The following is a 23,616-nucleotide window of genomic DNA, read 5'->3' on the forward strand; positions in this document are numbered from 1 at the left end:
CACCCGACACAATAGGCGCTCAATCTTGTTAGCGTTTGGGCAGTGGATATTATGATTAACAACTTTTCTGATTTGATTCGTATGGCTACAGAGCAGCAAGATGCCCAGCGTATGCTGCTACTTTTCGCATCGGCCGAGTCTGAGGGCAAAAGCCCCGATCAGCAGTCAGAGCGCGGTACTTTGTCGCCCGTCATGTGTGTAGACAAGTTGCCAACCGATATCAAAAGCTTTAAAGCCTTGGTGGCCGAGGCGGATGCTATTAGTGCCGAGTGGGATATGATGTTTGTGGCGGGTCTCAGTGGTAAAGGCCAGATCGCCCCCTCGGAAAAAGATGCCGAGCCTTATTTAAATAAGATGACCAGCGATATTAAAACCGGTCAAGATTTATCCCAGTATTTAGTTTTCGATCGCGCCGAAAACCTGTTGATGTTTGATCGCCAATAAGTATTTTTCTGACAATAAAAAGCCTTGCTCGAGCAAGGCTTTTTACGTTTTAAACGTGGTTTTTCCGTTGTTATGCACCCGGCCCGCAATCTAAGCACTTCTCCACCATCTCTGGACCAATGTGTAGTTGGTGATTCAAATCTCTTAGTGCCGTGCGCACACCTTCTTCGATGACGGGATGGTAAAAGGGTAGGTCTAAAATCTGTGGCACGGTCATGCGCATTTGTATGACCCAGGCAAGTTGATGGGCGATGTGTTCTGCCGCCGGGCCAAACATTTCAGCGCCTAACAGGAGACCTGTGCCTTGCTCGCCATAAACTCGCAATAAGCCAATGTTTTTGTGCATTACCCGCGAGCGGCCTTGGTCTTCGAAGCTGACTTCGCCGATGGCGTAACAGTGCTCGCCGCGCTGCTTAACCTGCGGCAGCGACAGCCCTACGGTTGCCATTTGCGGTTCGGTGAACACCACGCCTATGGGGGTGCGCCGCAAACCGGTGCGCACATCGGTGACATTCTTGAGCGAGCGGCCGGCGTTATCGCCCGCTGTTTTGCCTTCGTCTGCGGCTTCGTGCAAAAGCGGGATATCGTTGGATACGTCGCCGGCGATAAAGATAGAGCTCTGACCGCATTGGCCTGTGTAGCGATCGTGCAGCGGAACACCTACCGCATCGAGCGCTAAATCAGCGTTCTCTATACGTAATGGTGCCAAGTTGGCACGCCGACCCGTGGCGGCAAGGACATAGTCAAAACGTTCGCTGATGAGGCCTTTGTCTCGATGCCGATAGCGCACTTCCACGCGGCCCTGTTGATTAGATACTTGCTCGACCTTTGCGGCCGAATCGAGATAGAACTCTTGGTTAAACTGTGCGTGAGCGTAGTCGCGGATCTTGTCGTCTTGTAGCGGCCCAAGGCTTCCTGAAGCGCCGAACATGGCCACTCTCACGCCTAGGCGCGACAGCGCTTGGCCCAGCTCAAGGCCGATGACGCCGGGGCCAAAAACGGCCACTGACTCAGGTAGATCGTCGAGCTCGAACAGATCGTCATTAATCAACAGTTTGTCGCCTGCGGCCTTTAAAAAGTCGGGCACGAAGGGCGATGATCCGGTGGCAATCACGATGCGCTGCGCATCAATTCTGAGCACTGTTCCGTCGGCTTGTTGTACCTCTAATTGCTGCTGGTTCACGAAGCTGGCATAGCCCGAAATTTTGTGTTGCGCGGGGAAGCTATCGACAGATTTCACCACGAAACCGGCAAACCGGTCGCGCTCCTTTTGCACCCGTTGCATTACTTTTTTACCATCAATTTTTGGCGCCGTATAGTCCACACCAAATACGCCGTTATGACTTGCGTGATGCGCGTGTTCCGCGGCGGCAATTAACAGTTTGCTAGGCATGCAACCGACGCGGGCACAGGTTGTGCCATGCGGACCGCCTTCGATCAGTATGACCTTGTTGGTATGTTCGCGCGCGGCGCGGTAAGCGGCTAGGCCTGCGGTGCCCGCGCCGATAATCGCGACATCTGTGCTGAGGGTTTGCATTATTAACTCCGGTTAATAAAGGAAAAGGTTCAGGGTTAAGTGGCTTTACCTTGCTTGGGTAGTATCCGCCTGCCCTATGGATGCAGGTGCAGGCGGATTGTTCCAAGTGTGTGCATTAATGCTTAGGCTTTTTTGAAGTAAGCTTCTAACTCGTCGGCACCACCTATGTGCTTGCCGTTAATATAAACCTGCGGCGTGGTACCTCGGCCGGTAATCGCATTGAGCGATGCATAGCTTAGGCCATGGCTGCCAAGGGCGACTTCCTCGTAATCGAAGCCTTTGTTGGTCAGCAGCTGTTTGGCGCGCTTGCAGTGCGGGCAACCGGGCTTGGTAAATACACTGACGCGATCTGGCTTTTTGGCGCTTGGGTTAATGAAATCGAGCATGGTGTCTGCGTCAGATACTTCAAAGGGGTCGCCGGCCTTTTCTGGCTCGATGAACATCTTTTCAATGGTGCCGTCGTTGACTAGCATCGAATAGCGCCAGGAGCGTTTGCCGAAGCCTAAGTCCTCTTTATCCACCAGCATACCCATGCCGGCGCTGAAGTGGCCATTGCCGTCTGGCAATAGCGTGATGTTGGCAGCGTCTAAGTCTTTGCCCCAAGCTTCCATGACGAAGCTGTCATTGACACTTAGGCAAATGAGATCATCAATTCCGTTCGCTTTTAATGTTGGTGCTAGTTCGTTATAACGCGGTAAGTGTGTGGTCGAGCAAGTGGGGGTGAACGCGCCGGGTAAGGCGAACAACACCACGCGTTTGCCTTTGAAAATATCTTCAGTGGTGATGGATTTCCACTCGCCCTCGACACGGGTGCGGAAAGTAACGTCGGGAACCTTGTGGCCTTCTTTACTGGCTAACATGTTTAACTCCTGTTTAGGCTGGGGTGATTATTCGATCAACAGGGGCTAGTATGGTTACTTTGCTTTTATTGGTAAAATCAATTGATTGAATTGAACTGATAGCTTATGGCTATTTATAGCTATTAAGTGGTTCGCTGCCATAAAATTTTACAATCGTACGTTTGTCGCGAGATTACTGGTGTGCTTAAGGAAAGTTGGTTCGATAGCCATTGCCATCTAGATATGCCCGCTTTCGATGCCGTGCGCGCGGCGCGTTGGTCCGCTGCGCAAGCGCGTGGTGTGGCTGGGGCCCTCATTCCAGGCTTAGAGCCAGCACAGTGGTTGCGAGCACAAGCGTGTGCGGCAAGTCTGGGGACAGGTAGTTATTGGTCTATCGGCTTGCACCCCTGGTGGATAGCAAAGCAACCGACCACATTAACGCCACAGCTGCTGGCTGAGGCCTTGTCCGCTCATTATTCTAGCGCAGGCTGCGTTGCCATTGGCGAGTGCGGGTTAGATGGTGCGATCGAGTTGCCATTAGCGCAACAAGTGCCTTGGCTTGAGAGCCAATTGGCCTTTGCGCAAGATAAAGCTTTGCCGGTAATTTTGCATCAGCATAGAGCGCACAATCAGTTGCTTGAGGTGCTGAATCGCTACCCTGGAGTGATAGGGGTTGTGCACGGTTTTAGCGGGAGTCTTGCGATGGCTGAGGAATATATTCGCCGAGGATTGTTGTTGGGCATTGGCGGTGTGGTCACCTACCCGCGTGCCAGCAAAACTCGCGCGACGGTTCAAGCGCTGCCGGCCGAGAGTTTTCTTTTGGAAACCGATGCACCATCGATGCCCGTGTACGGGCGCCAAGGGGCTGATAATCGGCCTGAATATTTAGGGGAGATTGCGCAAGCGGTGGCGCAGCTGCGCGGTGAATCGCTGGCGCAGTTGGCGACGCGTATGCGCGCCAATGGCCAGCGATTATTTGGGATTTAGGGACGCGTTTACCGAATAAGCGCAACCAAAACCACCGTCACAATTACTTTTTGATGCCTTCAACATTTAGCCAAAGCTTTACCGTTTCAGACGCTGGGCCTAGGTTGTACGTTAAACCAAACTCTGAAGGCTTAAGCGTAATTTCGCCGGAAAAACCCGCGCGGTAGCCACCCCATGGGTCTTTTCCTTCACCTACTTTGGACACTGCGATGGTAATCGGTTTGGTTACGCCATTGAAGGTTAAGTTACCTTCGAGGTCGAATTTATCGGCGCTAGCATTTTTCACGCCGGTGCTGACGAAAGTGGCGGTTGGGTGTTTGTCGGTGTTTAAAAAGTCTTTACTGCGAATATGCTTATCGCGCTCCGCGTGATTTGAATCGACGCTGGCGACATTAATTTCCACGTTAATCTTACTGGCTTCAGGTTTAGCGGCATCGTAACTAAATTCGCCGCTGAATTCGTTGAAGCGACCGGTGAGCCAGCTATAGCCAAGGTGCTGAATGGCAAAATTGACACTGGCGTGGGCACCTTTGGTGTCGATCACATAATCGGCTGCTTGCGCACTGGTGGCGGCTAACCATAAGCCGGCAGCCGCGAGTAGGCCTCGGCACAACAGCTTAGGTTTTGCGTTTATTGCGTTGTACTTTGTCATCATCAGTTTCCTTTTGGTGAGTGTTAGCGGGACTAGGGTTAGTGAGTTTTGTTGAACGGCAGCATGCGCTTCAAGGTTTGATCCTTTTGAATAAAGTGATGCATAAAGGCAGCGCCGGCATGAAGTACAACAAGGGCTATCAATAGCCAGGCGCCCCATTCGTGCAATAGTCCAGCTCTATCTACGTTGGTGCTGCTTAATTGGATGCTAGACGGTACCGCAAACCAGTCGAAAAAGCTCGCGCCTGCACCCTCTGCGCTGGTCATCAGGTAACCGGTCAGCGCAAGCAGTGTGAGTAAGCTTAACAGCGCCCATTTTAAGGCTAGCGCTAACTGCTGCTGCCATTTAGGTGAGCCTGCAATGGCTTGCGGTGAGTTTTGCCATAGGCGCCACAGAATTCTTATCGCCGTTAAGCCAAACAGGAGTATGCCTAAGCTGATGTGGAGCGCGGGCGCTTGATGGTAGTAGTTGTCGTAATAACTGAGCTCCACCATCCAAATACCTAAGCCAAATAATGCAAGGGTTAACACGGCACTGCTCCAGTGCAAGCATTGGCTGAGGGTGCCATATCGATCAGTGGAGTCTTTTAGCATGGCTGGGAGCCTTTTTTCTAATGGGTAGCGCGTTGGTACTGTTGATTGGCTAGTGTAGGATAGCCTGCTTTACATTGGCATCTTGTTTGGAGACATGTCGAAAGCTTATGGACTCTTCGGCACTGATCAGTGAATTTAGCAACGTTGATTGGGTTGCCTTATCGCGTGCCCGCAACTGGCAGGCAAAATACAAGATGTTGATGACTTGGGGCAACAGTCTAAGCGTTAAGCCGTGGCTGCGGCAAGACGAATACCTTGTGCGCGGTTGCGACACGTCACTTTGGTTATTTAGCATAGAGCGTGAGTGTCGATTATATTTCGCCGTGGATGGGGACTCGCGCATCATCAAGGGTTTGGCGGCGTTGCTGTTGGCGCACGTTGATGGTGCAACCAAAGTGGATATTGTGGCGATGGATTTGCCGCATTTATTGAATCGGTTTCAGTTGGATCATCACTTGGCGCCGTCGCGTAATAATGGTTTTGCTGCGCTGGTCAATCGCGTGCTCCTGTCTGCACAGTCGCCTAACGTGTAGTTTTCGCTAAAAATCGCTCAATGGCGCGCGAACAGGCAATAAAACCAAAGCTGGCCGTGACCATTGTCACCGCACCTAGGCCGCCGCCACAGTCCAGTTTAACCTCTGCACCGAGCGCCGATTTATTTTCGCAAATGCCGCCGTCGGGCGTGGGGAATTTTAACTGTTCGGTGGAGTAGATGGCCTCAATGGAAAAGTTTCTTTTTGGGTTGCGAGAGAAATTATAATTCCGGCGCAAATTGTTGCGCGTGCGCGCTAGTAGTGGGTCGTTAGTGGTTTTGGCAAGATCTAGCGATGTAATTTGGCGCGGGTCACGTTTTCCGCCGGACGAACCGACGGTAATAACAGTGAGTTTTATGCGTTTGCAATAACCGATAACGGCTGCCTTCACATGTGCTGAGTCGATACAGTCGATGACCACATCTTGATGATTATTCAACAGCTCCGCCACATTTTCCGGTTCGATAAAGTCGTCGATAATCTGCACATTGATATCGGGGTTTATGCCCCGCAAGCGCTCGGCAATAACTGCCGATTTTGGCTGCCCGACGGTACTGGCGAGGGTGTGGAGTTGTCGATTGGTATTGGTGACGCACACCTCATCCATGTCGATAAGGGTAATCTGGCCTATACCTGTGCGCGCTAAGGCTTCTGCGGCCCAAGAGCCAACACCACCAATGCCAATGACCACAAAGTGTGCGCCGGCGAGCCGAGTTAAGGCGTCCATACCGTACAGACGAGCGATGCCGCCGAAGCGCTGTAAGTAGGCGGAGGGGAGTTGTACTTCGGTCATGAGAATCAAGGGCTGGAAAAACCGCCATTATAGCGCGATACCAGGATGGCTCAATCGTTAGCCTTATTCTCCGATGATGGATAGCTGTAATTGCTCTAACTGTAAAAGGCGGTAGTGCTCGGCAATTACCTGAGATTCGAAAGCTGTGTTATCTAGATTGCGCAGAACATTTTGGTCTCGGGTTTCACTCACGATGGTGAGCTCTTGCCAATGGATTGTTGAGCAATCGGTTTGACTCGAAGCCATGGTGCGCTGGTAGTTCAATTCGTAGCTGCAAATAAAATCGGCTAACGGCAGTTCAAAGTCTAACGGCCGGCCCCATTCGCTGGGTGCGATAGAGAGTTGATAGTCTTTCCGCCAGCGGCCTTGCTTGGCGTCTGGCTCGCTCCAAAAGGTCATTAATAGATGCGCTTTATTGTCATCAAAGTTTGCCAAATCTAACGCTTTGAAATTGTTTTGATACCAAGTTTGTCGTTGTTCAGGGGTGGGTATGTCGGTGTGTTCGCGGGCAATCAACAAGCCGATCTTGAGCGCTGCGTTGCGTTGTGCGGTGGCACTTTGTTCAAGCCTCACGGTCAAGCCGTTGGTGTGTTGTTGGTGCCAATCCGCTAGCTTTTTCAGTAGCCGAATACGATAACCCGATGCGTCTGACGACAGGCTGAAGGGCCTGTAATGTTGGCTTGGATCTGGCGCCAAGTCTTTGGCCTGCGCTTGATGAAACCAGTAGCTGGGCGTGAGCTGCGGGGTTGGATCGCTCGCAGACAGGTTTTGGCTAAAGCCGATGAGGGCGAGGATTATTAGGTGCTTGTTAACGAGTGCCGCGAGTCTTTTCATGGCCGGAGTGTGATCCATAACAAACCGGCTGTAAATTGCGCTCGGCTTGTTATGGGGTAAACATGCGTTTCTGACGGCTAGATGAAATCGTTTTCCTGCACTTCGATAATGGTGGGTAAATCTGTAGCTTGTGCGTGCAGGAGCGCCGATTTCAATTCCTGTAAATTCTTGGCTCTTACACCTTGGCAACCATAAGCCTCGGCAATCTTTATAAAGTCGGGCGCATAGATATCGCAGGCTATGGGCTCCATACCGGCATCGCGAAAGTTCATCGCAATCATTTCATAACAACTGTTGTGCCAAATGATAATGCAAACGGGTATTTTTGCCTCGACGGCGGTGGCTAATTCGTTGAGCGAAAATTGAATGCCTCCGTCGCCGAGTAAGCCAATTACGGGCCTATCGGGTGAGCCTAGGCGCGCACCAAAGGCAGCCGGCAATGCCCAGCCTAAAGTGCCGTAACCAGTCGCGGCAGAGCCAAAACTGCGCGGGACGGTGGCGTCAAATTGATTGGCTGCATAGTAGGCTGGCTGTGTTGAGTCGCCCATGATGATTGCGGCCGGTAGAGCCTCTAACAGGCTATCGAGAAATGCTTGGTAGCCCGGATGTATCTCCTGTAGATGTTTTTTCTTAGCCTCGGCAACCCGTTGCTTAGCATCTTCCATGCGCGTTTCGGTGTTGATGAGTTTGGTCGTTAACGCTTGAGCAAACTCACTCGCGTCGGAGTGTATAGCAAGGCTGGGCTTACAGTTTCGCGTTAACTGATCAGCGGCAATATCGACCCGAACCAGTGCGCCGGGTATGGTGAAATCGCCCTGAAAGAAAAAGTCGTAATCGGTTTCGGAGAGTTCGGTACCGATGGCGAGTATCACATCAGATTGCTCGAACTCATGCCGGATGGAGGCAAACGAAGGGTTTGAGCCTAATAATAGGGGGTGATCTGGCGGCAGTAAGCCTTTGGCGTTGTGCGTTAAGCTAACTGGCGCTTGTAATTGTTCTGCAAGGGCCAATACCGCAGCTTGCGCATCGGCACAGCCGCCACCTAGCGCCAATAGTGGCCGTTTAGCTCGATTGAGTAGCGCGGCGGCTTGCTCGACACTGCGGGAGTGAGCGGAAGGCTTGTGGGGCAGTGGCCAAACCTCTAGCGGCACATGATCGGCCGGCGCCGTTATCACGTCCAAAGGCAGAGTTAAATGCACTGGCCCGGGCCTTTCGCTGGCGAAGATGGCAAACGTTCGCGCCATTACCTTGGGCAGTTCTTCGGGTCGGGTGAGGGTGTGCGCCCAGCGCGAGCACTCAGCCATAGCTGCCTGTAGGTTGCGGGTCTCGTGTAATCGGCCTTCGCCCAAACCGCGCTGCCAGGTGTTGTTGTCCGCCGAGATCACCAACATGGGTTGGGAGTCTTGTAGGGCTTGCCCCATGGCGCCGCTAATATTGAGTGCGCCTGGGCCGGAAACGGTAATGCAGGCGGCAGGCTTACCCGTCACTCGCGCATAGCCGTCGGCCATAAAGCCTGCGCCTTGTTCGTGCCGAGGGGTAACGTGGCGAATGTTAGTTTGTGGTAAGCCGCGGTACAGCTCAATGGTATGGGTGCCGGGAATGCCGAAGGCTACTTCAATGCCATAGGCGGCAAGATATTTTGCCAGTAGTTCGCCGCAGGTTTGCATGGGGTTCTCCTATTTGATGCTCCAAGCATAGTGAGCTTGGGCTCAATAGGAAAATGAGTTAATCGTATGAGTTCATGCGAAAAATGATACTAGTAGCGCTGCTACCAACCATCGTCTTGGTTGGCGCTATCGATTGGCGGTGGGGTAACAGTTGGGCGCTCGTCCCGAGGCAAGGGAGAAATTTCAACATGACTCATAAAATCATCGCAGATTTGCTCGAGTAGTGCGTCTCTGGCAATCAGTTCATCAGGGCTTTGCGCGGTGAACCCGTTGAACCGAAAGTCAAACTTGATGGCGACTCCCTCACCTGCGGGGGCGTAGTTGACTATCGGTGTTATGCCGCTTAAATGACAACCGGCCTGAGCTTGGTAATAGGGCATTTCCCCCCCTTTCCTAGCCACTTGGTGTTGTGACTTCGGATAGGGAATTCTTTTATACATCGGTGATTCTTCGTGAACTAGTATAGAGTCTGCATCTCCACGATTATAAAAATTTCGCTCTAAATTTTTATATTCTTCAGAGATGTGAGTGGATAAATTGCTGTGATTTTTTAGTGGGTTTTTGCTTGAGAGAATTAGTCTTATATCAACAAACACTTCTCCAGCTAGAGCTTCTATATTTCTAAGCTTACATGGCCAGTTAAGCGAGCAAACTGGCGGACTTTTTACTTCCGTAATGCCTTCTCTAAAGTATCTATTTTCCAGATCTCTGGTGCTTACTTTATCAGGGTAATACTCGCCAAAGCCAGGGAGAAGAAAGAAAAGGCAATAGTTTCCCGCAACGACTTGCATCAATTGCGGGCTTGCATTTTGGTAAACATCTTCGATGATCATTTGCCTTGCCATTTACCAAGTAGGTTTGCTTGTCTTGCTGCTGTTATAAAGTTACTCTTTGAGTGACTAAGCGCCCCACCGACTGATAGCGCTACGCTAGAGACATTTGTTTTTTCTGTTATTTCCGACGCATTCTCTGGTCTGCCTATGCTTCTCAATATGCTGGAAATTTCGTTTCGCACTTTAGTAAGTGTGATGGTTGATCTTCTAGACGTAATTTGCACGGGGGACTTGGATAGCTTCGCATTTTTTGCAGCCAGTTGACTTATCGTTGATGTAATTGCCGTGTCAGGGTCAATAAACTCAAAGCCGAGTTTATCTAAATGACCTTTTACAAGCGTTAGTGATTTATCCAGTATTCTACTGGAACTATCAAATACTCTAATTTTAGTGAAGGAGCCACTTTTATTTATCATCGCCTGTTGAGTTTTTTGTAATATCTTCGCTAGCTCGACAATTGATTGAGACTCGTTAAATAATTTTTGAGCAGGGGTTATCCAAGTTCCATGTTTATCTATGTCATAACTCGGTGAAAAAAATAGTTCATATGATATTGAATTCCAGCCATCTGCCTCCGCGTAGGGTTTGAACCGATTGGTAAGGTTGTCAATCGATTGGTCCGATCCGATGAAAGCCTGCTCTAGAGCAAAAAAATCAGTATTATTTGCTCTGACGATTCCGTTCTGATATCGGTATAAACCTGGTTTATCTTTGTTGTTGGTAATACTACCTACATTCGTTATATAGATTCCGCCGGATTTGTTACCAGTGGCCTGTGTAATGTAATAATGAACCTCCACTTTAGCCATTAAACATTTATGACTATTAGCTATGTCTTTATTTTGATGGCTGTTTATACCTCCGCCCAAAGCCCGTAGCTGTTCAATTTTTTTCACCACTTCTAGGCCGGCAAAGCTGCTTATGTCCACAGCGGCGAGAAAATCGGGCAGTAATTGTGCGTCAATATACACTGGGCGCCCGCAACGGCCGTCGGTATTTTGAGAGAAGTGAATAAAACGGCGATGGGTATTCTTGTGCGGCTGTTGGGCTATGTGGCCCAAGCTTGCGAGTCCATTCATGATGCGTTCCATGCAGTATCAATGTGAGCTGGGCATTATATTTAGCGCCTGCATGATTGCCTAGGAAATCAGTCGCAAACCGTACGGGTGTCCCGATCTATTTTTGACGGCGTGAGACTTAGGTTTATTCACTCAAAGTAATTACAAAGTATGAGGTCTGATTAGTGACTAATACCATGGCCTGTTTTTGACCTATCCCAGCTCAAAAAGTGCTATTTTAGTTGCGGTTCAGTAGGACTTTTACGTTCTTTTTTGGTGCTTCGAATAACCATAAAAATAAAACTGTTATTGGGGTTGTTCCGAGTCTTATTGGCATGGAATATGGTTCACCCGACTATTTCCAGCTGGTAGATTCCGGCCTGTTTTGCGGTCATTTTTCAGGTACGGTTTTTCTCAAATTGCATTTGGTTGAATGCCACAAGCGTTCTTCAATTGTTTACCGTTGTCCAAGGAGTTGGCTAAATGAAGAAATTGCCTCTATCTGCGCTCGGCAAGTCCGTCGCGCTATGTCTATCTTGTTCCGTGGCTGCGCTGGCGGGTGCTCAAGCACTCGATCCCGCAAAGCTTTCCTTAGAGCGAGCTGCGCTCGATGTTAAACAGGCCCCTATTGCCGCCGGTAAAAATCGCTTAGAGATTTTTGTTGAGCTGGAAAGTGCCTCTGTGGCGGGGTTTGTGGTTGAAGAGCTAGAAGCAACCGATACAGAGCCGAGCCGAGACCGGCAGTTGCAACAGGCTGAAAAGATTGCCGTTGAGCAAGCTCAGTTCCGCGCCAAAATGAAGAAACTTGGCGCCACGGAGGTTAAAACCTTTCGCGCAGGCGTAAACGGCAGCAAATGGCTGGTAGACCGTAGCGATTTGGCGGCCATTCAGTCTCTGGTGGGTGTTAAGCGGGTCATGCGTGTACCGCACCACAAGTTGATGAACAGTGTTTCGGTTCCTTGGGTGGGCGCAACAGATGCTTGGGACTTAGGTTTCAGCGGCGCGGGTAAAAAGATTGCTGTAATCGATACCGGTGTTGATTACGTGCACCAAAACTTTGGCGGAAATGGTGATTACACCGGTATTGACCCTTCGTCGGTCATTCCAGGTTCCTTCCCCACAGCAAAAGTCACCCTGGGTTATGATTTTGCGGGTGCTAACTACGACGCTGGCGGTGATACAGAAGAGCAGACAGTTCCCCAGCCAGATGACAACCCAATGGACTATCAGGGCCATGGTACACATGTTGCCGGCTCTGCTGCAGGCAATGGCGTTGAAGGTAAGGTTGGCCCTGGCGTCGCAAAAGATGCCGAGATTTGGGCGCTTAAAGTATTTGGTGACAATGGTGGTTCGACCTCGTTAACAGTTGACGCCATTGAATTCGCTCTAGATCCAAACGGTGATGGTAGCGTTGATGATCGCGCCGATGTGATTAACATGAGCTTGGGCTCCGATTTCGGTAGCCCAGATGACCCATCTTCAGTGGCGGCCGACAATGCCGCTAGCATGGGTGTTGTGGTTGTGGTTGCTGCCGGTAACTCAGGTAACGGCGTGCCTTATGTGCACGGTGCTCCAGCCGCAGGCAAGAAAACCATTTCTGTGGCAGCTACCGTTGCCGGTGGCGCCAATGAGTTTGCTGTGCACGTCAACAGTGACATCGTTGGCGGTGACTACAACGCCGCTTATTCAGGTATTTCTCCCGCGCTCATAGAGGGCAGTCCAATTTCTGGCGCGATGGAAATTGCCAGCCCACTTAACGCCTGTACGCCGCTGGCCAATAACATGACCGATAAGGTTGCGTTTTTACAGCGTGGCGGGTGTTCCTTCTCCATTAAATTGCAAAATGCCTTAGATGCAGGCGCCAACGCTGCGGTGGTCTTCAACAACGCAGCGGGTGCTCCGATCATTATGGGTGGCACACCAGTGGATTTGGCCGCTGCAATGATTTCATTGGAAAACGGAACGCTCATTTATAACGCCATAACCGGTGGCGACATGCCGGAAGGCGTGTTGGATGCTGCTAACTATGTGCCATTCCCGGACAACGATGACACCTTAGCGGGTTTCAGTTCCCGTGGTCCAAACAATGGTGGCTCTGATTTCAAACCTGACTTGGCAGCGCCAGGCGTGGGTATTTCATCCGCAGCGACTCAGTCGGGTGATGGCGCTGTAAGTTTGAGCGGTACCTCGATGGCTACGCCGCATGTTGCGGGCGCTGCAGCCGTGTTGCTGCAAAAGTTCCCGAACTTGAAGCCAAAAGCCATTAAAGCCATGTTGCAGAACTCCTCTCACTCTGCAAATGCCGGAGGCCCGGGTTCTAATACACCTTATCCGTTGACGCTTCAGGGTACTGGTGTCATCAACGTTGCAGACGCGGCAAAACTGAGCAGCATTGCCATACCTGGTGCTATTAGCTTTGGTCGTATTAACGAGGATCGCGATACACGCGCTCACGAGTTGGTGATGTTGAAGAATATGTCTTCTTCCAGCCGCACCTTCAATGTGACTCATGTGCCGAATCGTGAGGTTTCAGGTGTTTCACTGCAATTCCCTAACCGCGTACACATGGGCCGCAATAGTAAGCGCCCAGTGTTGGTGAGCATGAAAGTGGATGCATCTGAGTTGCCGGCAGATAACGGTTACCTTAGCCAAACGGAAGTCGATGGCTGGTTAGTGTTCGACGACGGTGAGGATAAGCTGACCGTAGGTTACTTGGCAGTTGTTGATCCCGCCTCGCGTATTCGTGCGCAGGAAGATCGCCGTGGTAACTTTACGCTGCGCAACCAAGGTCAGGGTATGGGTATAGCCGAAGGCTTCACCTTAGCGGGTAAGGATGGTTTATTCCTTGATGGCACCTCTAATGCCATTAAAGCCTTGGGTTATCGCACCGCAGATTTCGGCGGTACGCCAGTGGTTCAGTTTGGTTTAGCGACTGAGCGCCCTTGGAACAACCTGTCACAGCTCTACACCGCAATGTACATCGATACCGATGAAGATGGTTTGGATGATTACATTCTGTATAGCTATGACCAAGGCTGGTTGACCGGTGCTAGCGATGCGAGTGGCAATATGGTGACTGCGCTGCAAAACCTCAACACCGGTAGCTTCGTGCTGGAATACAACGTTGTGAATGACTACAACGATACCAGTGCGGTACATACCGTCGATATGTATGGCGACTACGGCTTCTTAACTGAGGGCGATACGACCTTTAACTATTGGTTAGAAAGTCATAGTCAAACCGATGGCGACAGTGTTGACGTGCAGTACGGTAGCATCGATCTTGCCAATGAAATCATCGTGGATCAGCCGTCAGTGGTTGTTGAGGCACGGGATAAGGTGAAAATTGAAAGGCTATCAGGTACTGGCAAATACATGTGGTTACTGCCAAACGATGAAGCGCGTCGTCAGCTAGAGATTGAGTAATTTAGCTAAAACGGGTCTTAGGGTGTTAAGAACCGTTACTGACGACAAAATGATGTAACTATTGGCCCCGCATTGCGGGGCCTTTTTATTTTTGGGTTAGGACTTTCGAACAGCTGCAGACTTTTGTCATATACTGCACTCAGGTTCATTTTCGCGCCAAATCGAGTCAAAAGAATGCTTGTCAGCTTGTTAACCATCATCAAGAGTCGAATGGCTCGCATCGCCGTCCTGGTGCTTTTGTGGGGTGGCCAGTTCTTCACCCAGCAGGCCGTTGCTGACCAAGCAGAGCTTGAGCAGCGCTCGATTGACGCACAGTTTATCGAGTTGGAAAACTCAGAGCTGATCGGTGGGCGCGATATCTACCTAGAGCGCTTGGCATTATTAAAGGCTCGTTTAGACCCCAGCAACCCTGCGCAGCAAATGCGCTACCGTCAGCTTGCCTGTTGGTATCAACCAGAAGAGACAGCGGCGCAAGTTCAGGCCGCCATTACCAATGCGAGTGCTTGGATGCTCGAAGCCTCAGCGATGAGGAATATTACTGCAGAAGCCGATTTCCAATTATGTAGAGGTTGGTTTCGCCAGTTTGGTAACGATATGGCTGGCGCGAAAATGGACTTTGAAAGTGCGCTGAAAATAGCTGAAATGGCAGAGAACCGCCGATTAATTGCCGATGCATTAAGTAGCCGAGGCGAGCTGCTTAGCAACCAAGGTGATCTCGCGTTGGCGCTGGAAGACTTGCAAGTCGCTTATCAGATGTACCACCTGCTCGGTAATCGCTATTGGTCAGCATATTCTCTCTCGATGGTGGCCAATACCTATCGACGCATGGGTGATTTAAGTCGGGCTAAAACATTGCTAGAGGAAGTTGTCGATCTCTATCAATCTCGCGGCGACTTGGAAAGCGTCATGGATTCGAATTACATTCTAGCTCTCACCTATGATGACTTGGGCGAGTATGCTCGAGCACTCGCCATCTATATGGATGTCTTAAAATATTACCAAAACAAAGGCTTGGCGCATGGCCAGCTTACGAGTTATATCGCGATTGCAGATAATCGACTTCGCGCAGAGGATACAGCTGCAGCGGCAAGTGCATTGTTGAGTGCAGAGCCTTTACTTGATAAAGACTACGATGCATCCAGCTGGGCACTCTGGCATCTCTTTAGCGCCTATCTTGATGTCGCAAATAAAAATTTTACTGATGCGTTAGTGCACTTAGATAATGCGTCCCCGATTGTTGTTGCTCTAGATAACAACCGATATTTAAGTTGGGTGCAAAAATTACAAGCGGATGTTTACGGTGCACTGGGGCGCTGGCAAGAAGCATTTGAAGCTTTGCAGTCCTACCAAGCTACAAGCGATCTGCTGTCTTCCAAATTGCGTGATCAAACTAGCACGCGTATGCGAATCGAATTTGATACGGCAAGAAAAGAAGCCGAAAACCAGGCATTGAAATCTGAGCAGGCGGTGCGCGAGTCGAGAGTTCTAGCGCTGCAAGAAAAGCGACGTTGGCAAATCGCGGTGATTTCTTTGTCGATGGTAGTGCTGGCTTTTCTTACCTTGTTTGGCGTGCGACAGTGGCGCCGTTCGCAACGCTTGCACATTATGGCTATGACGGATGAGTTGACGCGCTTACCAAACCGCAGAAGTATCTATACCTGCGGTAACGCCGAGCTTGAGTTGGCTCGACGTCAAAATGCCGCTTTTAGCATTATCGTTTTCGATGTAGATCATTTTAAGCGGATTAATGATACTTGGGGGCATAATATTGGCGACCGAGTTCTACAGAAAATAGCAGAGTATGCGCAGTTGGCATTACGCAAGGACGACAAAATCGGGCGCACCGGTGGCGAAGAGTTTTTAGCGATATTGCCAGGCGCGGATACAGAGCAGGCTGTTGAAGTTGCGCAGCGCTTGTGCGCTTGCGTAGAAGAAATGGATATGCGAGCAGTCGCTGACGATCTGGCGATTACAATCAGTTTGGGTGTTGCACAATTGAAAGATTCGGACAGGGATCTGTCGAAATTAATGCAACGAGCCGACAGTGCACTCTATATGGCGAAACACGCGGGCAGAAATAGGGTAGAAGTGGCGGCCGATTAACGGAATTATATAGCGGTCGGACCAGTAACCAGAGCGTCTCTCTGGTTACACGGCCAAAATTGCATGGTTCAAGCCACCGCTCTTACCTTCACTTTTTCAGGCGCAGTCAGTTTTTCCTGCAACGGCTTGGCCGCGGGGTTGCTGTGGCGCTTGTGTAAAAATTCCAGAACTTGGGCGCGATATTGATTGTATTGTGTATTTTTTGCCATCTCTAATCTGTCCCTAGGCCTTGCCAAGTCGATGTCTAAGACCTCGCCTATTTTGGCCGCTGGGCCGTTCGTCATCATGACAATTCTATCTGAGAGAAGCACCGCCTCATCGACATCGTGAGTAATCATGATGACAGTGCTATTTAGCTGGCTTTGAATTTCAATCAGTGAATCCTGTAAGTGAGCTCTTGTTAGTGCATCCAGCGCGCCAAATGGTTCGTCGAGTAAAAGCACCTTGGGCTCCATGGCTAAGGCGCGAGCGATACCGACCCGCTGTTTCATGCCGCCGGAAATCTCATCTGGACGCTTATGCATCGCGTGGTCCATGTGCACTAGCCGCAGATTGTGCTCGATCCACGCTTTCATTTCGGCTTTGGTTTTTTTGCCTTTAAATACTTGCTTAACCGCAAGCTCCACATTTTCATAGGCAGATAGCCAGGGTAGAAGGCTGTGGTTTTGAAATACCACGGCGCGTTCAGGCCCTGGCTCATTAACCTCCTTGCCATCCAAAATGACCCCGCCTTCGGTGGCCTGATAAAGACCGGCTACGATATTGAGAACCGTAGACTTACCGCAGCCGGAATGACCGATAAGAGAAATGAACTCGCCGCGTTGTATTTTGAGTGAAAGATCATCCAGTGCTCTAAACGGGCCGGTCGGGGTTGGAAAGTCAATGCTGATATTTTCAATACTTAAGAACCGATTGTGCGTGTCCATTTTTTCTCCTAGCGCAAGATTGCGCTTTTGTCCCAGCTGAATGCTTTTTGTAACATGAGCATGGCGCGGTCTAGTAAAAAACCTAAAACACCGATAGTGAGTACGGCAACCATGATTCGGGCTAGCGATTGGGAGCTGCCGTTTTGAAATTCATCCCAAACAAATTTTCCAAGACCCGGGTTTTGCGCCAACATTTCAGCCGCGATGAGCACCATCCAGCCGACGCTAAGCGATAGGCGCAAGCCAGTAAACATGCCGGGAATAGCCGACGGGATAACAATTTTATGGATGTGGGTTAAGGCGGATAGGCGCAAAACCTTACTGACATTGATCAAGTCCTTACTGACGCCCGACACAGCCACGGTCGTATTGATAAGTGTGGGCCATAAGCAGCACAAGGTGACTGTGATAGCGGAGGTGACAAATGACTTTGCAAAAAGTGGATCGTCACTCACGTAAACGGCAGCTACAATCATGGTCACTATCGGTAGCCACGCGAGTGGAGAGACAGGTTTGAAAATCTGTATTATGGGATTTACTGCATTATAAAACGTCGATGATAATCCGCAAATAATGCCTAAAGGGATGGCGACCAGAGAGGCGATGATAAAGCCAACAAATACCGTTTTCAGACTGGTAAAAATTTGATCAACATACGTGGCTCTACCCGTATAAGTGCGCCATTTTACCTTTGCATCTGGGTTGCTCTGCAATTTCTTTTCATTGCGCAATGTCTGTCGATCATAAAAAGCCGCTTCTTTTTCGCGCTCCGCTTTGTGCTCTAACCACAAGCCGTGCGCCTGTATAGATACTTGTGTGGGGCCAGGCAGTTGACCAAGGCTGGTGTTGACTTTCGCCGCTGCAATGTGCCAAAAGCAGATGAAAAAGACGATAGTAATGCCAGTAATGATGGTTTGACGAATGGGTTCACTCGCAGGGGACCCACCTAGCTCGCGGATAAATTCGAAAAGCCCTTTTCTATTGTTTATGCTACTTGTCGCCACTGTGGCCTCCGTACATGCGCGAAACGGCATGGATACAACTATAAAAATAAACACTGGTGCGCGAGCTGAATGTACATTCAGCTCGCGGCCCTATGGAAAGGTTATAATTTGCTGTCGGCTTTCAGGCCGATGGAAAATTTCTGCAGATACTCATTGGGCTTTCTACCGTCATACGCAATTCCATCGATAAACTCTTTCTGTACCGGTTTAAAGCCTGTTTCAGCGGCGGTTGGAAAGTCTGCGGCAGTCATTTTTCCATCTGCTATCAGTTCATCGGCTGCTTTTCGGTAGATGTCAGGACGATAGACTTTCTTAGCGGTATCCATATACCAGCTATCAGGCTTGTGCTCGGCGATTTGGCCCCAGCGGCGCATTTGTGTGAGATACCAGATTGCATCGCTGTAGTAGGGGTAGGTAGCGTTGTAGCGGAAAAATACGTTGAAGTCTGGAATGTCGCGCTTGTCACCTTTTTCATATTCGAAGGTGCCTGTCATGCTATTGGCTATCACATCGTAATCTGCACCAACGTAATAGGGTTTAGATAGAATCTCAACGGCTTCTGGTCTATTGGCGTTGTTGTTATCGTCGAGCCACTTCGCCGCGCGAATTAATGATTTAACCACGGCGATATGGGTTTCTGGGTACTTATCTGCCCAAGCCTTGCTCACGCCAAATACTTTTTCGGGATTATTTTTCCAAATTTCGTAATCGGTAATTACTGGTACGCCGATGCCTTTGAATACAGCTTGTTGGTTCCAAGGTTCACCGACGCAGTAACCATAAATGGTTCCCGCTTCCATCGTCGCCGGCATTTGCGGCGGCGGTGTCACACTGAGAATGACGTCGGCATCGATGTGACCTGAGGTGTCGTTCTTGGCGGGAGCGTAATAACCAGGGTTAATGCCTCCTGCGGCAAGCCAGTAACGAAGCTCGTAGTTGTGAGTCGATACAGGAAATACCATCCCCATATTAAATGGCTTACCGTCAGCCTTGTACTTTTCTACTACTGGCTTAAGTGCATCTGCTTTTATTGGGTGCACTGGCTTTCCGTTTTCATGGGGAATATTTTTCTTCATTTCGGACCAAATCGCATTGGAAACGGTAATACCATTGCCATTTAGGTCCATGCTGAAGGCGGTAATAATGTCAGCTTGAGTGCCGAAACCTATGGTGGCACCGAGCGGCTGACCCGCCAGCATGTGGGCGCCGTCGAGTTCACCGGTAATGACGCGATCGAGAAGAACTTTCCAATTTGCCTGTGCCTCTAGCTCTACGTACAGACCCTCGTCTTCGAAGAAACCTTTTTCTAGCGCTATCGCTAGAGGCGCCATATCTGTGAGTTTAATAAAGCCAAATTTTAACTCATCCTTTTCCGGCTCTGCCGCAATAGTGCTATGCATAGCACTTAAGCTAACGGCTAGTCCCGCTAGTAAAGAAGTTACACCCTTCATAGTTCACTCCGATCATGGTTGATTTTTGTAAATACTAACTAGGTAATACAAGTCCCATGCCAATGATTAAAAATGGCCAAAGAACAAGGAAAACGTCAACCGATTCACTGATTGAGTGCGCAAACTTTTCCTAACGTTAAAGGCTGCGCAGAAATGGTGCGTAACGGGAGGGCGTAGACGATGGAAGTTGGCGCCTAATGGTGCAATGCTGCACGAAATCAATGCAAGGGAAATCGATAACTCGGAGGTGATGTAGAACTCTAGGGAGCAGAGTTTGAGCCGCCCGAAATACAGCGGCTTGCTTAAGGTCAATCGCTAGCGAGTTGATCTTTCTGTTGCGCTAATGCATTGTTGATCGCCGTAGTAGTTGTTGGAAAAATTACAATACATATTGCTACGGGTTGGTGTTGTAGAATAAAAGCCACTGATGGCTTGAATAATATTTTTCATGGGTTGACTCCTTGGTATGTGCACCAATTTTCACTCAGTCGATGTATAGTTAACATCCCAAAAATCAGATAGCTATATTCGTTTTTCTCAATTTTTGTTGTTTAAGTCGTCAAGCTCGTCGCGAATGAGTTGTTTTAGTATTTCTATGTTTTTCAATCCGGGGTAGTTGGGCCTAACAATAAATGCGATCGCACGATGCGGTCCTGGTTCGTCGATAGGGATTGCCGATAAGCTAGGGTTGATGCTAACTAACTGTGTTAGGGCCATTTCAGGCACCAAGGTCGTACCGAGATTGCCCGCCACAAGTTGAATCAAGGTACTTAAACTCGTACCTCCGGCTTCGTAGGCGCTATCGCTTTCTATGCCGCAAACCTTTAGCGCATGATCTTTAAAACAGTGGCCGTCCTTAAGTAACATTAAATTTGATGAACTTAATTCTTTCGCTTTAATACACTGCTTTTTAGTGAGCAAATCATCTTTATGTGTGACTAGAAAGAAATTTTCCTGCCAAAAACTAAAGCTAAGTAATCCGGTGCAGTCATAGGGCAGGGCGAGTATGGCGCAATCTAGCTGTCCTTCTAGAACTTTCCTCACCAAGACATGGCTCTGATCCTCCTCGACAGTTAAATCCAGCTTCGGGTAGTTCGCCTTAATTGGAGGCAGCATAAGCGGGAGAATGAAGGGTGCTATGGTTGGAATCATGCCCATACTCAGTTTACCGCTTAAGGGGCAGAGCATCTGCCCCGCGAGGCTGGTTAAATCATTCATCTGCACATAGATGTTTTTTGCGTAAGTAAGTACCTGCTTACCTAAAGGTGTTATAAGCACTTTTTTATTGTCGCGTTCAAACACCGCAAAACCGAGCTGTTTTTCCATATCTGTTATCGCAGTGCTTAAGGCTGATTGCGATATGGCACAGCTTTCAGCGGCTTTTTTGAAATGCAGAAACTCCTCGACAGCCAATGCATAACGAATTTGTTTGAGCGATACCAAGGGCTTATCTCCTGATGGAAGTGGGGGCTCAGCTATCTGGCCGGTCGGTTCAAGTTCAAATAGTAAGTACTTTTATACTAGCTGTACCTTCAGTTTTTACGAACGTTGTGTTTAGTTTTATCAAATTTAACTGAACTACGAAAGCGCCTATATTGATTTCACTGATGGCTTGAGAGCCAAGGCAATTAACCCAAAGCGTATAATTAGGAGTAAATAACTGATGGCCTTAATCAACACCAACATTAAGCCCTTTAACGCCAATGCATTCAAAAATGGCGAGTTCATCGAGGTCAGTGACGCTGACTTGCAAGGTAAGTGGTCAATATTTTTCTTCTATCCCGCTGACTTTACCTTCGTTTGCCCGACCGAATTAGGTGACGTTGCAGACCATTACGCCGAGCTTCAGGCACGTGGTGTTGAGGTTTACTCGGTTTCCACCGATACGCATTTCACCCACAAGGCCTGGCACGATTCATCCGAGACCATTGGCAAAATTCAATACACCATGGTCGGCGACCCAACGGGCCAAATCACACGCAATTTTGACGTTATGCGGGAAGATCAAGGCTTGGCTGATCGGGCGACATTCATTGTTGATCCCGACGGTGTGATACAGGCGATGGAGATTACCGCCGAAGGTATTGGACGCGATGCACAAGACCTTTTGCGCAAGGTAAAGGCAGCTCAGTATGTCGCGAGTCACCCTGGTGAAGTTTGCCCTGCCAAGTGGAAAGAGGGCGAAGCCACGTTGGCGCCATCTCTCGACTTGGTGGGCAAAATATAACCACAAGTAAGCGGGCATTCGCCCGCTTTTCTGGTCTCCATGTTATTCAACCTAGGTAGGCAGTACCATGATTAGCAAAGAAATACTTGCTGCTGTAACGCAGTATACGACTAGCCTTACTAAGGATGTGAAGCTGATAGTACAGGCAGGTAACCACAGTAAGCGCCAAGAGCTTATGGCATTTCTGAGCCAATTCGTAAGCGCGTCTGAAAAATTAAGTGTAGAAGAACGTGATATTCCCTCGGTACTACGTAGCCCGATCAGTTTTCAGCTCGAGGTTGATGGAGAGTTTACAGGAATTATCTTCACCGGGATTCCCAGTGGTCACGAGTTTAACTCGTTTGTATTGGCTGTGTTACAGGCTGGTGGCACGCCGTTCAAGCTAGATGAAAGTGTTAAAACCATCATTCGTGCGGTAACTGAGTCATTGCATTTCGAAGTGTTTGTCAGCTTAAGTTGTCATAACTGCCCAGATGTTGTGCAGCTATTGAATCAGTTTGCCTTGCTAAATGGCAACATTTCCACAGAAATGATTGATGGTGGATTGTTTCCACAGCTAATTGCCGATAGAGATATTCAAGGTGTGCCAAGTGTGTACCTAAATGGCGAACTCTTTGCCAACGGCAAGGTGGACGCGCCGTTACTACTCGAAAAATTATTACAGCGGTCACCCGAACTCGCCAAAGGCAATCAGGGTATCAAATTACCGCTGCAGGATGTGACCGTTATCGGCGGCGGCCCTTCAGGTGTGGCGGCAGCTATTTATGCAGCGCGTAAAGGTCTAGCTGTAACTCTTATTGCAGACCGTATTGGCGGTCAAGTTAAAGATACCGTGGGTATTGAAAATTTGATATCGGTGCCAAAAACCACCGGTACCGAGTTAACGTCGGCACTGATTTCCCATATCAATGATTACGCTATCACACTGAAAGAGCATGTAAGTGTGACAGAAGTCATGGATGACAATGCTATTAAATCTATCAAGCTAAGCTCGGGCGAATTGATTGAATCTAAAACACTGATTGTTGCAACCGGTGCACGGTGGCGAGAATTGGGTGTGCCTGGTGAAAAAGAAAATATAGGTAGCGGGGTGGCCTATTGCCCGCACTGTGACGGCCCATTTTTTAAAGGCAAGGATGTTGCTGTTATTGGTGGTGGTAATTCAGGAGTAGAAGCGGCGCTTGATTTGGCGGGTATCGTTCGCTCAGTAAAGTTGTTTGAATTCTTGCCCGCGTTGAAAGCCGATAAGGTTTTAGTCGATAAGGCAAAGGCTAGATCGAACATCGAAATATTCACTCATGCCTTAACAACGAAGGTCGAAGCGGAGTCTGGAAAAGTATCGGCACTGCATTGGCAAGATCGCCAGTCTGGCGAATTTCACCGTGAGGCATTGGATGGTATTTTTGTCCAGATTGGTTTGGTGCCAAATAGTCAGTTCATTGGCAATCTAGTTGATAAGACCCCTCAGGGTGAGATCGTTATTAATGAAAAATGCCAAACGTCTGTGCAAGGGATATTCGCCTGTGGCGATGTTACGACCGTTCCGTATAAGCAAATTGTTATCGCTATGGGCGAAGGTTCTAAGGCCGCGCTGTCGGCGTTTGAGTACTTGCTCACCCGATAGCATAGGTGAACGTGTTTTTGAGTTGGTTTTTGTCACCGAATGCTAGCTCAATGATTACCCTGTGGTTTCAGTTTTTTGAAGTTGT

The 23,616-nt window shown here is 49.3% G+C and carries 21 protein-coding genes; 7 read left to right on the forward strand and 14 right to left on the reverse strand.

The annotated features are described in order from the left end of the window. The first annotated feature begins 51 nt into the window (after positions 1-51). The gene (locus ACGHTT_RS01840) at positions 52-444 is read left to right on the forward strand and encodes a ribonucleotide reductase subunit alpha (RefSeq protein WP_390593170.1); all 393 of its coding nucleotides are present in this window, start codon (positions 52-54) and stop codon (positions 442-444) included. Between the two features lie 70 nt (positions 445-514). Here ACGHTT_RS01840 and ACGHTT_RS01845 read toward each other — a convergent pair whose 3' ends face one another. After that, positions 515-1,981, reverse strand: a complete 1,467-nt coding sequence (locus tag ACGHTT_RS01845) for a dihydrolipoyl dehydrogenase (protein WP_390593171.1) — start codon at positions 1,979-1,981, stop codon at positions 515-517. A 122-nt stretch (positions 1,982-2,103) separates the two neighbouring features. Then, positions 2,104-2,841 carry a glutathione peroxidase gene (locus ACGHTT_RS01850; protein ID WP_390593172.1) on the reverse strand — a complete coding sequence of 246 codons (738 nt, stop codon included), beginning with the start codon at positions 2,839-2,841 and terminating at the stop codon, positions 2,104-2,106. Between the two features lie 180 nt (positions 2,842-3,021). Between ACGHTT_RS01850 and ACGHTT_RS01855 the strand changes: the two genes are divergently transcribed. Continuing rightward, entirely contained in the window at positions 3,022-3,807 is a 786-nt protein-coding gene (locus tag ACGHTT_RS01855; protein ID WP_390593173.1) for a TatD family hydrolase, read from the forward strand. 43 nt (positions 3,808-3,850) lie between these two features. Here the strand turns inward: ACGHTT_RS01855 and ACGHTT_RS01860 are convergent, their stop codons facing one another. Then, on the reverse strand, positions 3,851-4,459 hold the full coding sequence (locus tag ACGHTT_RS01860; protein WP_390594966.1) for a YceI family protein: 609 nt from the start codon (positions 4,457-4,459) through the stop codon (positions 3,851-3,853). A 38-nt stretch (positions 4,460-4,497) separates the two neighbouring features. Further along, complete coding sequence (locus ACGHTT_RS01865) at positions 4,498-5,052, reverse strand: cytochrome b (RefSeq protein WP_390593174.1); 555 nt, start codon at positions 5,050-5,052, stop codon at positions 4,498-4,500. A 107-nt stretch (positions 5,053-5,159) separates the two neighbouring features. On the opposite strand from ACGHTT_RS01865, the gene ACGHTT_RS01870 reads away from it, so the two are divergent. Next, a complete protein-coding gene (locus ACGHTT_RS01870) occupies positions 5,160-5,585 on the forward strand; it encodes a SufE family protein (protein WP_390593176.1) in 426 nt (141 codons plus the stop codon). Here ACGHTT_RS01870 and tcdA read toward each other — a convergent pair. From tcdA to ACGHTT_RS01895, 5 genes are all read right to left on the reverse strand, one after another. Next, positions 5,575-6,378, reverse strand: coding sequence for a tRNA cyclic N6-threonylcarbamoyladenosine(37) synthase TcdA (tcdA, locus tag ACGHTT_RS01875; RefSeq protein ID WP_390593177.1), 804 nt, complete (start codon positions 6,376-6,378; stop codon positions 5,575-5,577). The two genes, ACGHTT_RS01870 and tcdA, sit on opposite strands and share 11 nt — an antisense overlap. A gap of 63 nt (positions 6,379-6,441) precedes the next feature. Next, positions 6,442-7,212 (reverse strand): hypothetical protein, encoded by a 771-nt coding sequence (locus tag ACGHTT_RS01880; RefSeq protein ID WP_390593178.1) that lies wholly within the window; start codon positions 7,210-7,212, stop codon positions 6,442-6,444. 77 nt (positions 7,213-7,289) lie between these two features. Next, on the reverse strand, positions 7,290-8,879 hold the full coding sequence (locus tag ACGHTT_RS01885; RefSeq protein WP_390593179.1) for a 5-guanidino-2-oxopentanoate decarboxylase: 1,590 nt from the start codon (positions 8,877-8,879) through the stop codon (positions 7,290-7,292). A gap of 101 nt (positions 8,880-8,980) precedes the next feature. Then, a complete protein-coding gene (locus ACGHTT_RS01890) occupies positions 8,981-9,712 on the reverse strand; it encodes a hypothetical protein (protein WP_390593180.1) in 732 nt (243 codons plus the stop codon). Next, complete coding sequence (locus ACGHTT_RS01895) at positions 9,709-10,791, reverse strand: hypothetical protein (protein ID WP_390593181.1); 1,083 nt, start codon at positions 10,789-10,791, stop codon at positions 9,709-9,711. Before ACGHTT_RS01895 ends, ACGHTT_RS01890 begins: the two co-directional genes overlap by 4 nt. Before the next feature lie 462 nt (positions 10,792-11,253). On the opposite strand from ACGHTT_RS01895, the gene ACGHTT_RS01900 reads away from it, so the two are divergent. Together ACGHTT_RS01900 and ACGHTT_RS01905 are read left to right on the forward strand one after the other, a co-directional pair. After that, positions 11,254-14,196 (forward strand): S8 family serine peptidase, encoded by a 2,943-nt coding sequence (locus ACGHTT_RS01900; RefSeq protein ID WP_390593183.1) that lies wholly within the window; start codon positions 11,254-11,256, stop codon positions 14,194-14,196. Between the two features lie 174 nt (positions 14,197-14,370). Continuing rightward, on the forward strand, positions 14,371-16,299 hold the full coding sequence (locus tag ACGHTT_RS01905; protein WP_390593184.1) for a diguanylate cyclase: 1,929 nt from the start codon (positions 14,371-14,373) through the stop codon (positions 16,297-16,299). A 68-nt stretch (positions 16,300-16,367) separates the two neighbouring features. On the opposite strand, the gene ACGHTT_RS01910 is transcribed toward ACGHTT_RS01905, so the two are convergent. From ACGHTT_RS01910 to ACGHTT_RS01930, 5 genes are all read right to left on the reverse strand, one after another. Continuing rightward, positions 16,368-17,225 carry an ABC transporter ATP-binding protein gene (locus ACGHTT_RS01910; RefSeq protein WP_390593185.1) on the reverse strand — a complete coding sequence of 286 codons (858 nt, stop codon included), beginning with the start codon at positions 17,223-17,225 and terminating at the stop codon, positions 16,368-16,370. Positions 17,226-17,233: 8 nt separating this feature from the next. Next, on the reverse strand, positions 17,234-18,229 hold the full coding sequence (locus ACGHTT_RS01915; protein WP_390593186.1) for an ABC transporter permease: 996 nt from the start codon (positions 18,227-18,229) through the stop codon (positions 17,234-17,236). 101 nt (positions 18,230-18,330) lie between these two features. Further along, positions 18,331-19,629, reverse strand: a complete 1,299-nt coding sequence (locus ACGHTT_RS01920) for a CmpA/NrtA family ABC transporter substrate-binding protein (RefSeq protein ID WP_390594967.1) — start codon at positions 19,627-19,629, stop codon at positions 18,331-18,333. A gap of 366 nt (positions 19,630-19,995) precedes the next feature. Next, positions 19,996-20,130 (reverse strand): hypothetical protein, encoded by a 135-nt coding sequence (locus ACGHTT_RS01925; protein ID WP_390593187.1) that lies wholly within the window; start codon positions 20,128-20,130, stop codon positions 19,996-19,998. A gap of 87 nt (positions 20,131-20,217) precedes the next feature. Continuing rightward, the gene (locus tag ACGHTT_RS01930; RefSeq protein WP_390593188.1) at positions 20,218-21,123 is read right to left on the reverse strand and encodes a hydrogen peroxide-inducible genes activator; all 906 of its coding nucleotides are present in this window, start codon (positions 21,121-21,123) and stop codon (positions 20,218-20,220) included. Positions 21,124-21,343: 220 nt separating this feature from the next. Here ACGHTT_RS01930 and ahpC point away from each other — a divergent pair, with 220 nt between their 5' ends. Beyond that, complete coding sequence (gene ahpC, locus ACGHTT_RS01935; RefSeq protein ID WP_390593190.1) at positions 21,344-21,907, forward strand: alkyl hydroperoxide reductase subunit C; 564 nt, start codon at positions 21,344-21,346, stop codon at positions 21,905-21,907. Between the two features lie 67 nt (positions 21,908-21,974). Next, positions 21,975-23,531: an alkyl hydroperoxide reductase subunit F gene (gene ahpF / locus ACGHTT_RS01940; RefSeq protein WP_390593191.1), complete on the forward strand. Its 1,557-nt coding sequence runs from the start codon at positions 21,975-21,977 to the stop codon at positions 23,529-23,531. Positions 23,532-23,616: the final 85 nt, after the last annotated feature.

Origin of the sequence: Simiduia litorea (assembly GCF_042853465.1) — a bacterium.
Lineage (GTDB): Bacteria > Pseudomonadota > Gammaproteobacteria > Pseudomonadales > Cellvibrionaceae > Simiduia > Simiduia litorea.

Bases quoted from the DNA above. Each gene is read 5' to 3' on its own strand.
- ACGHTT_RS01925 (WP_390593187.1), bottom strand. From the start codon at position 20,130: ATGAAAAATATTATTCAAGCCATCAGTGGCTTTTATTCTACAACACCA.
- tcdA (WP_390593177.1), bottom strand. From the start codon at position 6,378: ATGACCGAAGTACAACTCCCCTCCGCCTACTTACAGCGCTTCGGCGGC.
- ACGHTT_RS01850 (WP_390593172.1), bottom strand. From the start codon at position 2,841: ATGTTAGCCAGTAAAGAAGGCCACAAGGTTCCCGACGTTACTTTCCGC.
- ACGHTT_RS01860 (WP_390594966.1), bottom strand. From the start codon at position 4,459: ATGACAAAGTACAACGCAATAAACGCAAAACCTAAGCTGTTGTGCCGA.
- ACGHTT_RS01905 (WP_390593184.1), top strand. From the start codon at position 14,371: ATGCTTGTCAGCTTGTTAACCATCATCAAGAGTCGAATGGCTCGCATC.
- ACGHTT_RS01870 (WP_390593176.1), top strand. From the start codon at position 5,160: ATGGACTCTTCGGCACTGATCAGTGAATTTAGCAACGTTGATTGGGTT.
- ACGHTT_RS01880 (WP_390593178.1), bottom strand. From the start codon at position 7,212: ATGAAAAGACTCGCGGCACTCGTTAACAAGCACCTAATAATCCTCGCC.
- ACGHTT_RS01890 (WP_390593180.1), bottom strand. From the start codon at position 9,712: ATGATCATCGAAGATGTTTACCAAAATGCAAGCCCGCAATTGATGCAA.
- ACGHTT_RS01840 (WP_390593170.1), top strand. From the start codon at position 52: ATGATTAACAACTTTTCTGATTTGATTCGTATGGCTACAGAGCAGCAA.
- ACGHTT_RS01895 (WP_390593181.1), bottom strand. From the start codon at position 10,791: ATGAATGGACTCGCAAGCTTGGGCCACATAGCCCAACAGCCGCACAAG.
- ahpC (WP_390593190.1), top strand. From the start codon at position 21,344: ATGGCCTTAATCAACACCAACATTAAGCCCTTTAACGCCAATGCATTC.
- ACGHTT_RS01910 (WP_390593185.1), bottom strand. From the start codon at position 17,225: ATGGACACGCACAATCGGTTCTTAAGTATTGAAAATATCAGCATTGAC.
- ACGHTT_RS01845 (WP_390593171.1), bottom strand. From the start codon at position 1,981: ATGCAAACCCTCAGCACAGATGTCGCGATTATCGGCGCGGGCACCGCA.
- ACGHTT_RS01865 (WP_390593174.1), bottom strand. From the start codon at position 5,052: ATGCTAAAAGACTCCACTGATCGATATGGCACCCTCAGCCAATGCTTG.
- ACGHTT_RS01920 (WP_390594967.1), bottom strand. From the start codon at position 19,629: ATGCATAGCACTATTGCGGCAGAGCCGGAAAAGGATGAGTTAAAATTT.
- ACGHTT_RS01900 (WP_390593183.1), top strand. From the start codon at position 11,254: ATGAAGAAATTGCCTCTATCTGCGCTCGGCAAGTCCGTCGCGCTATGT.
- ahpF (WP_390593191.1), top strand. From the start codon at position 21,975: ATGATTAGCAAAGAAATACTTGCTGCTGTAACGCAGTATACGACTAGC.
- ACGHTT_RS01885 (WP_390593179.1), bottom strand. From the start codon at position 8,879: ATGCAAACCTGCGGCGAACTACTGGCAAAATATCTTGCCGCCTATGGC.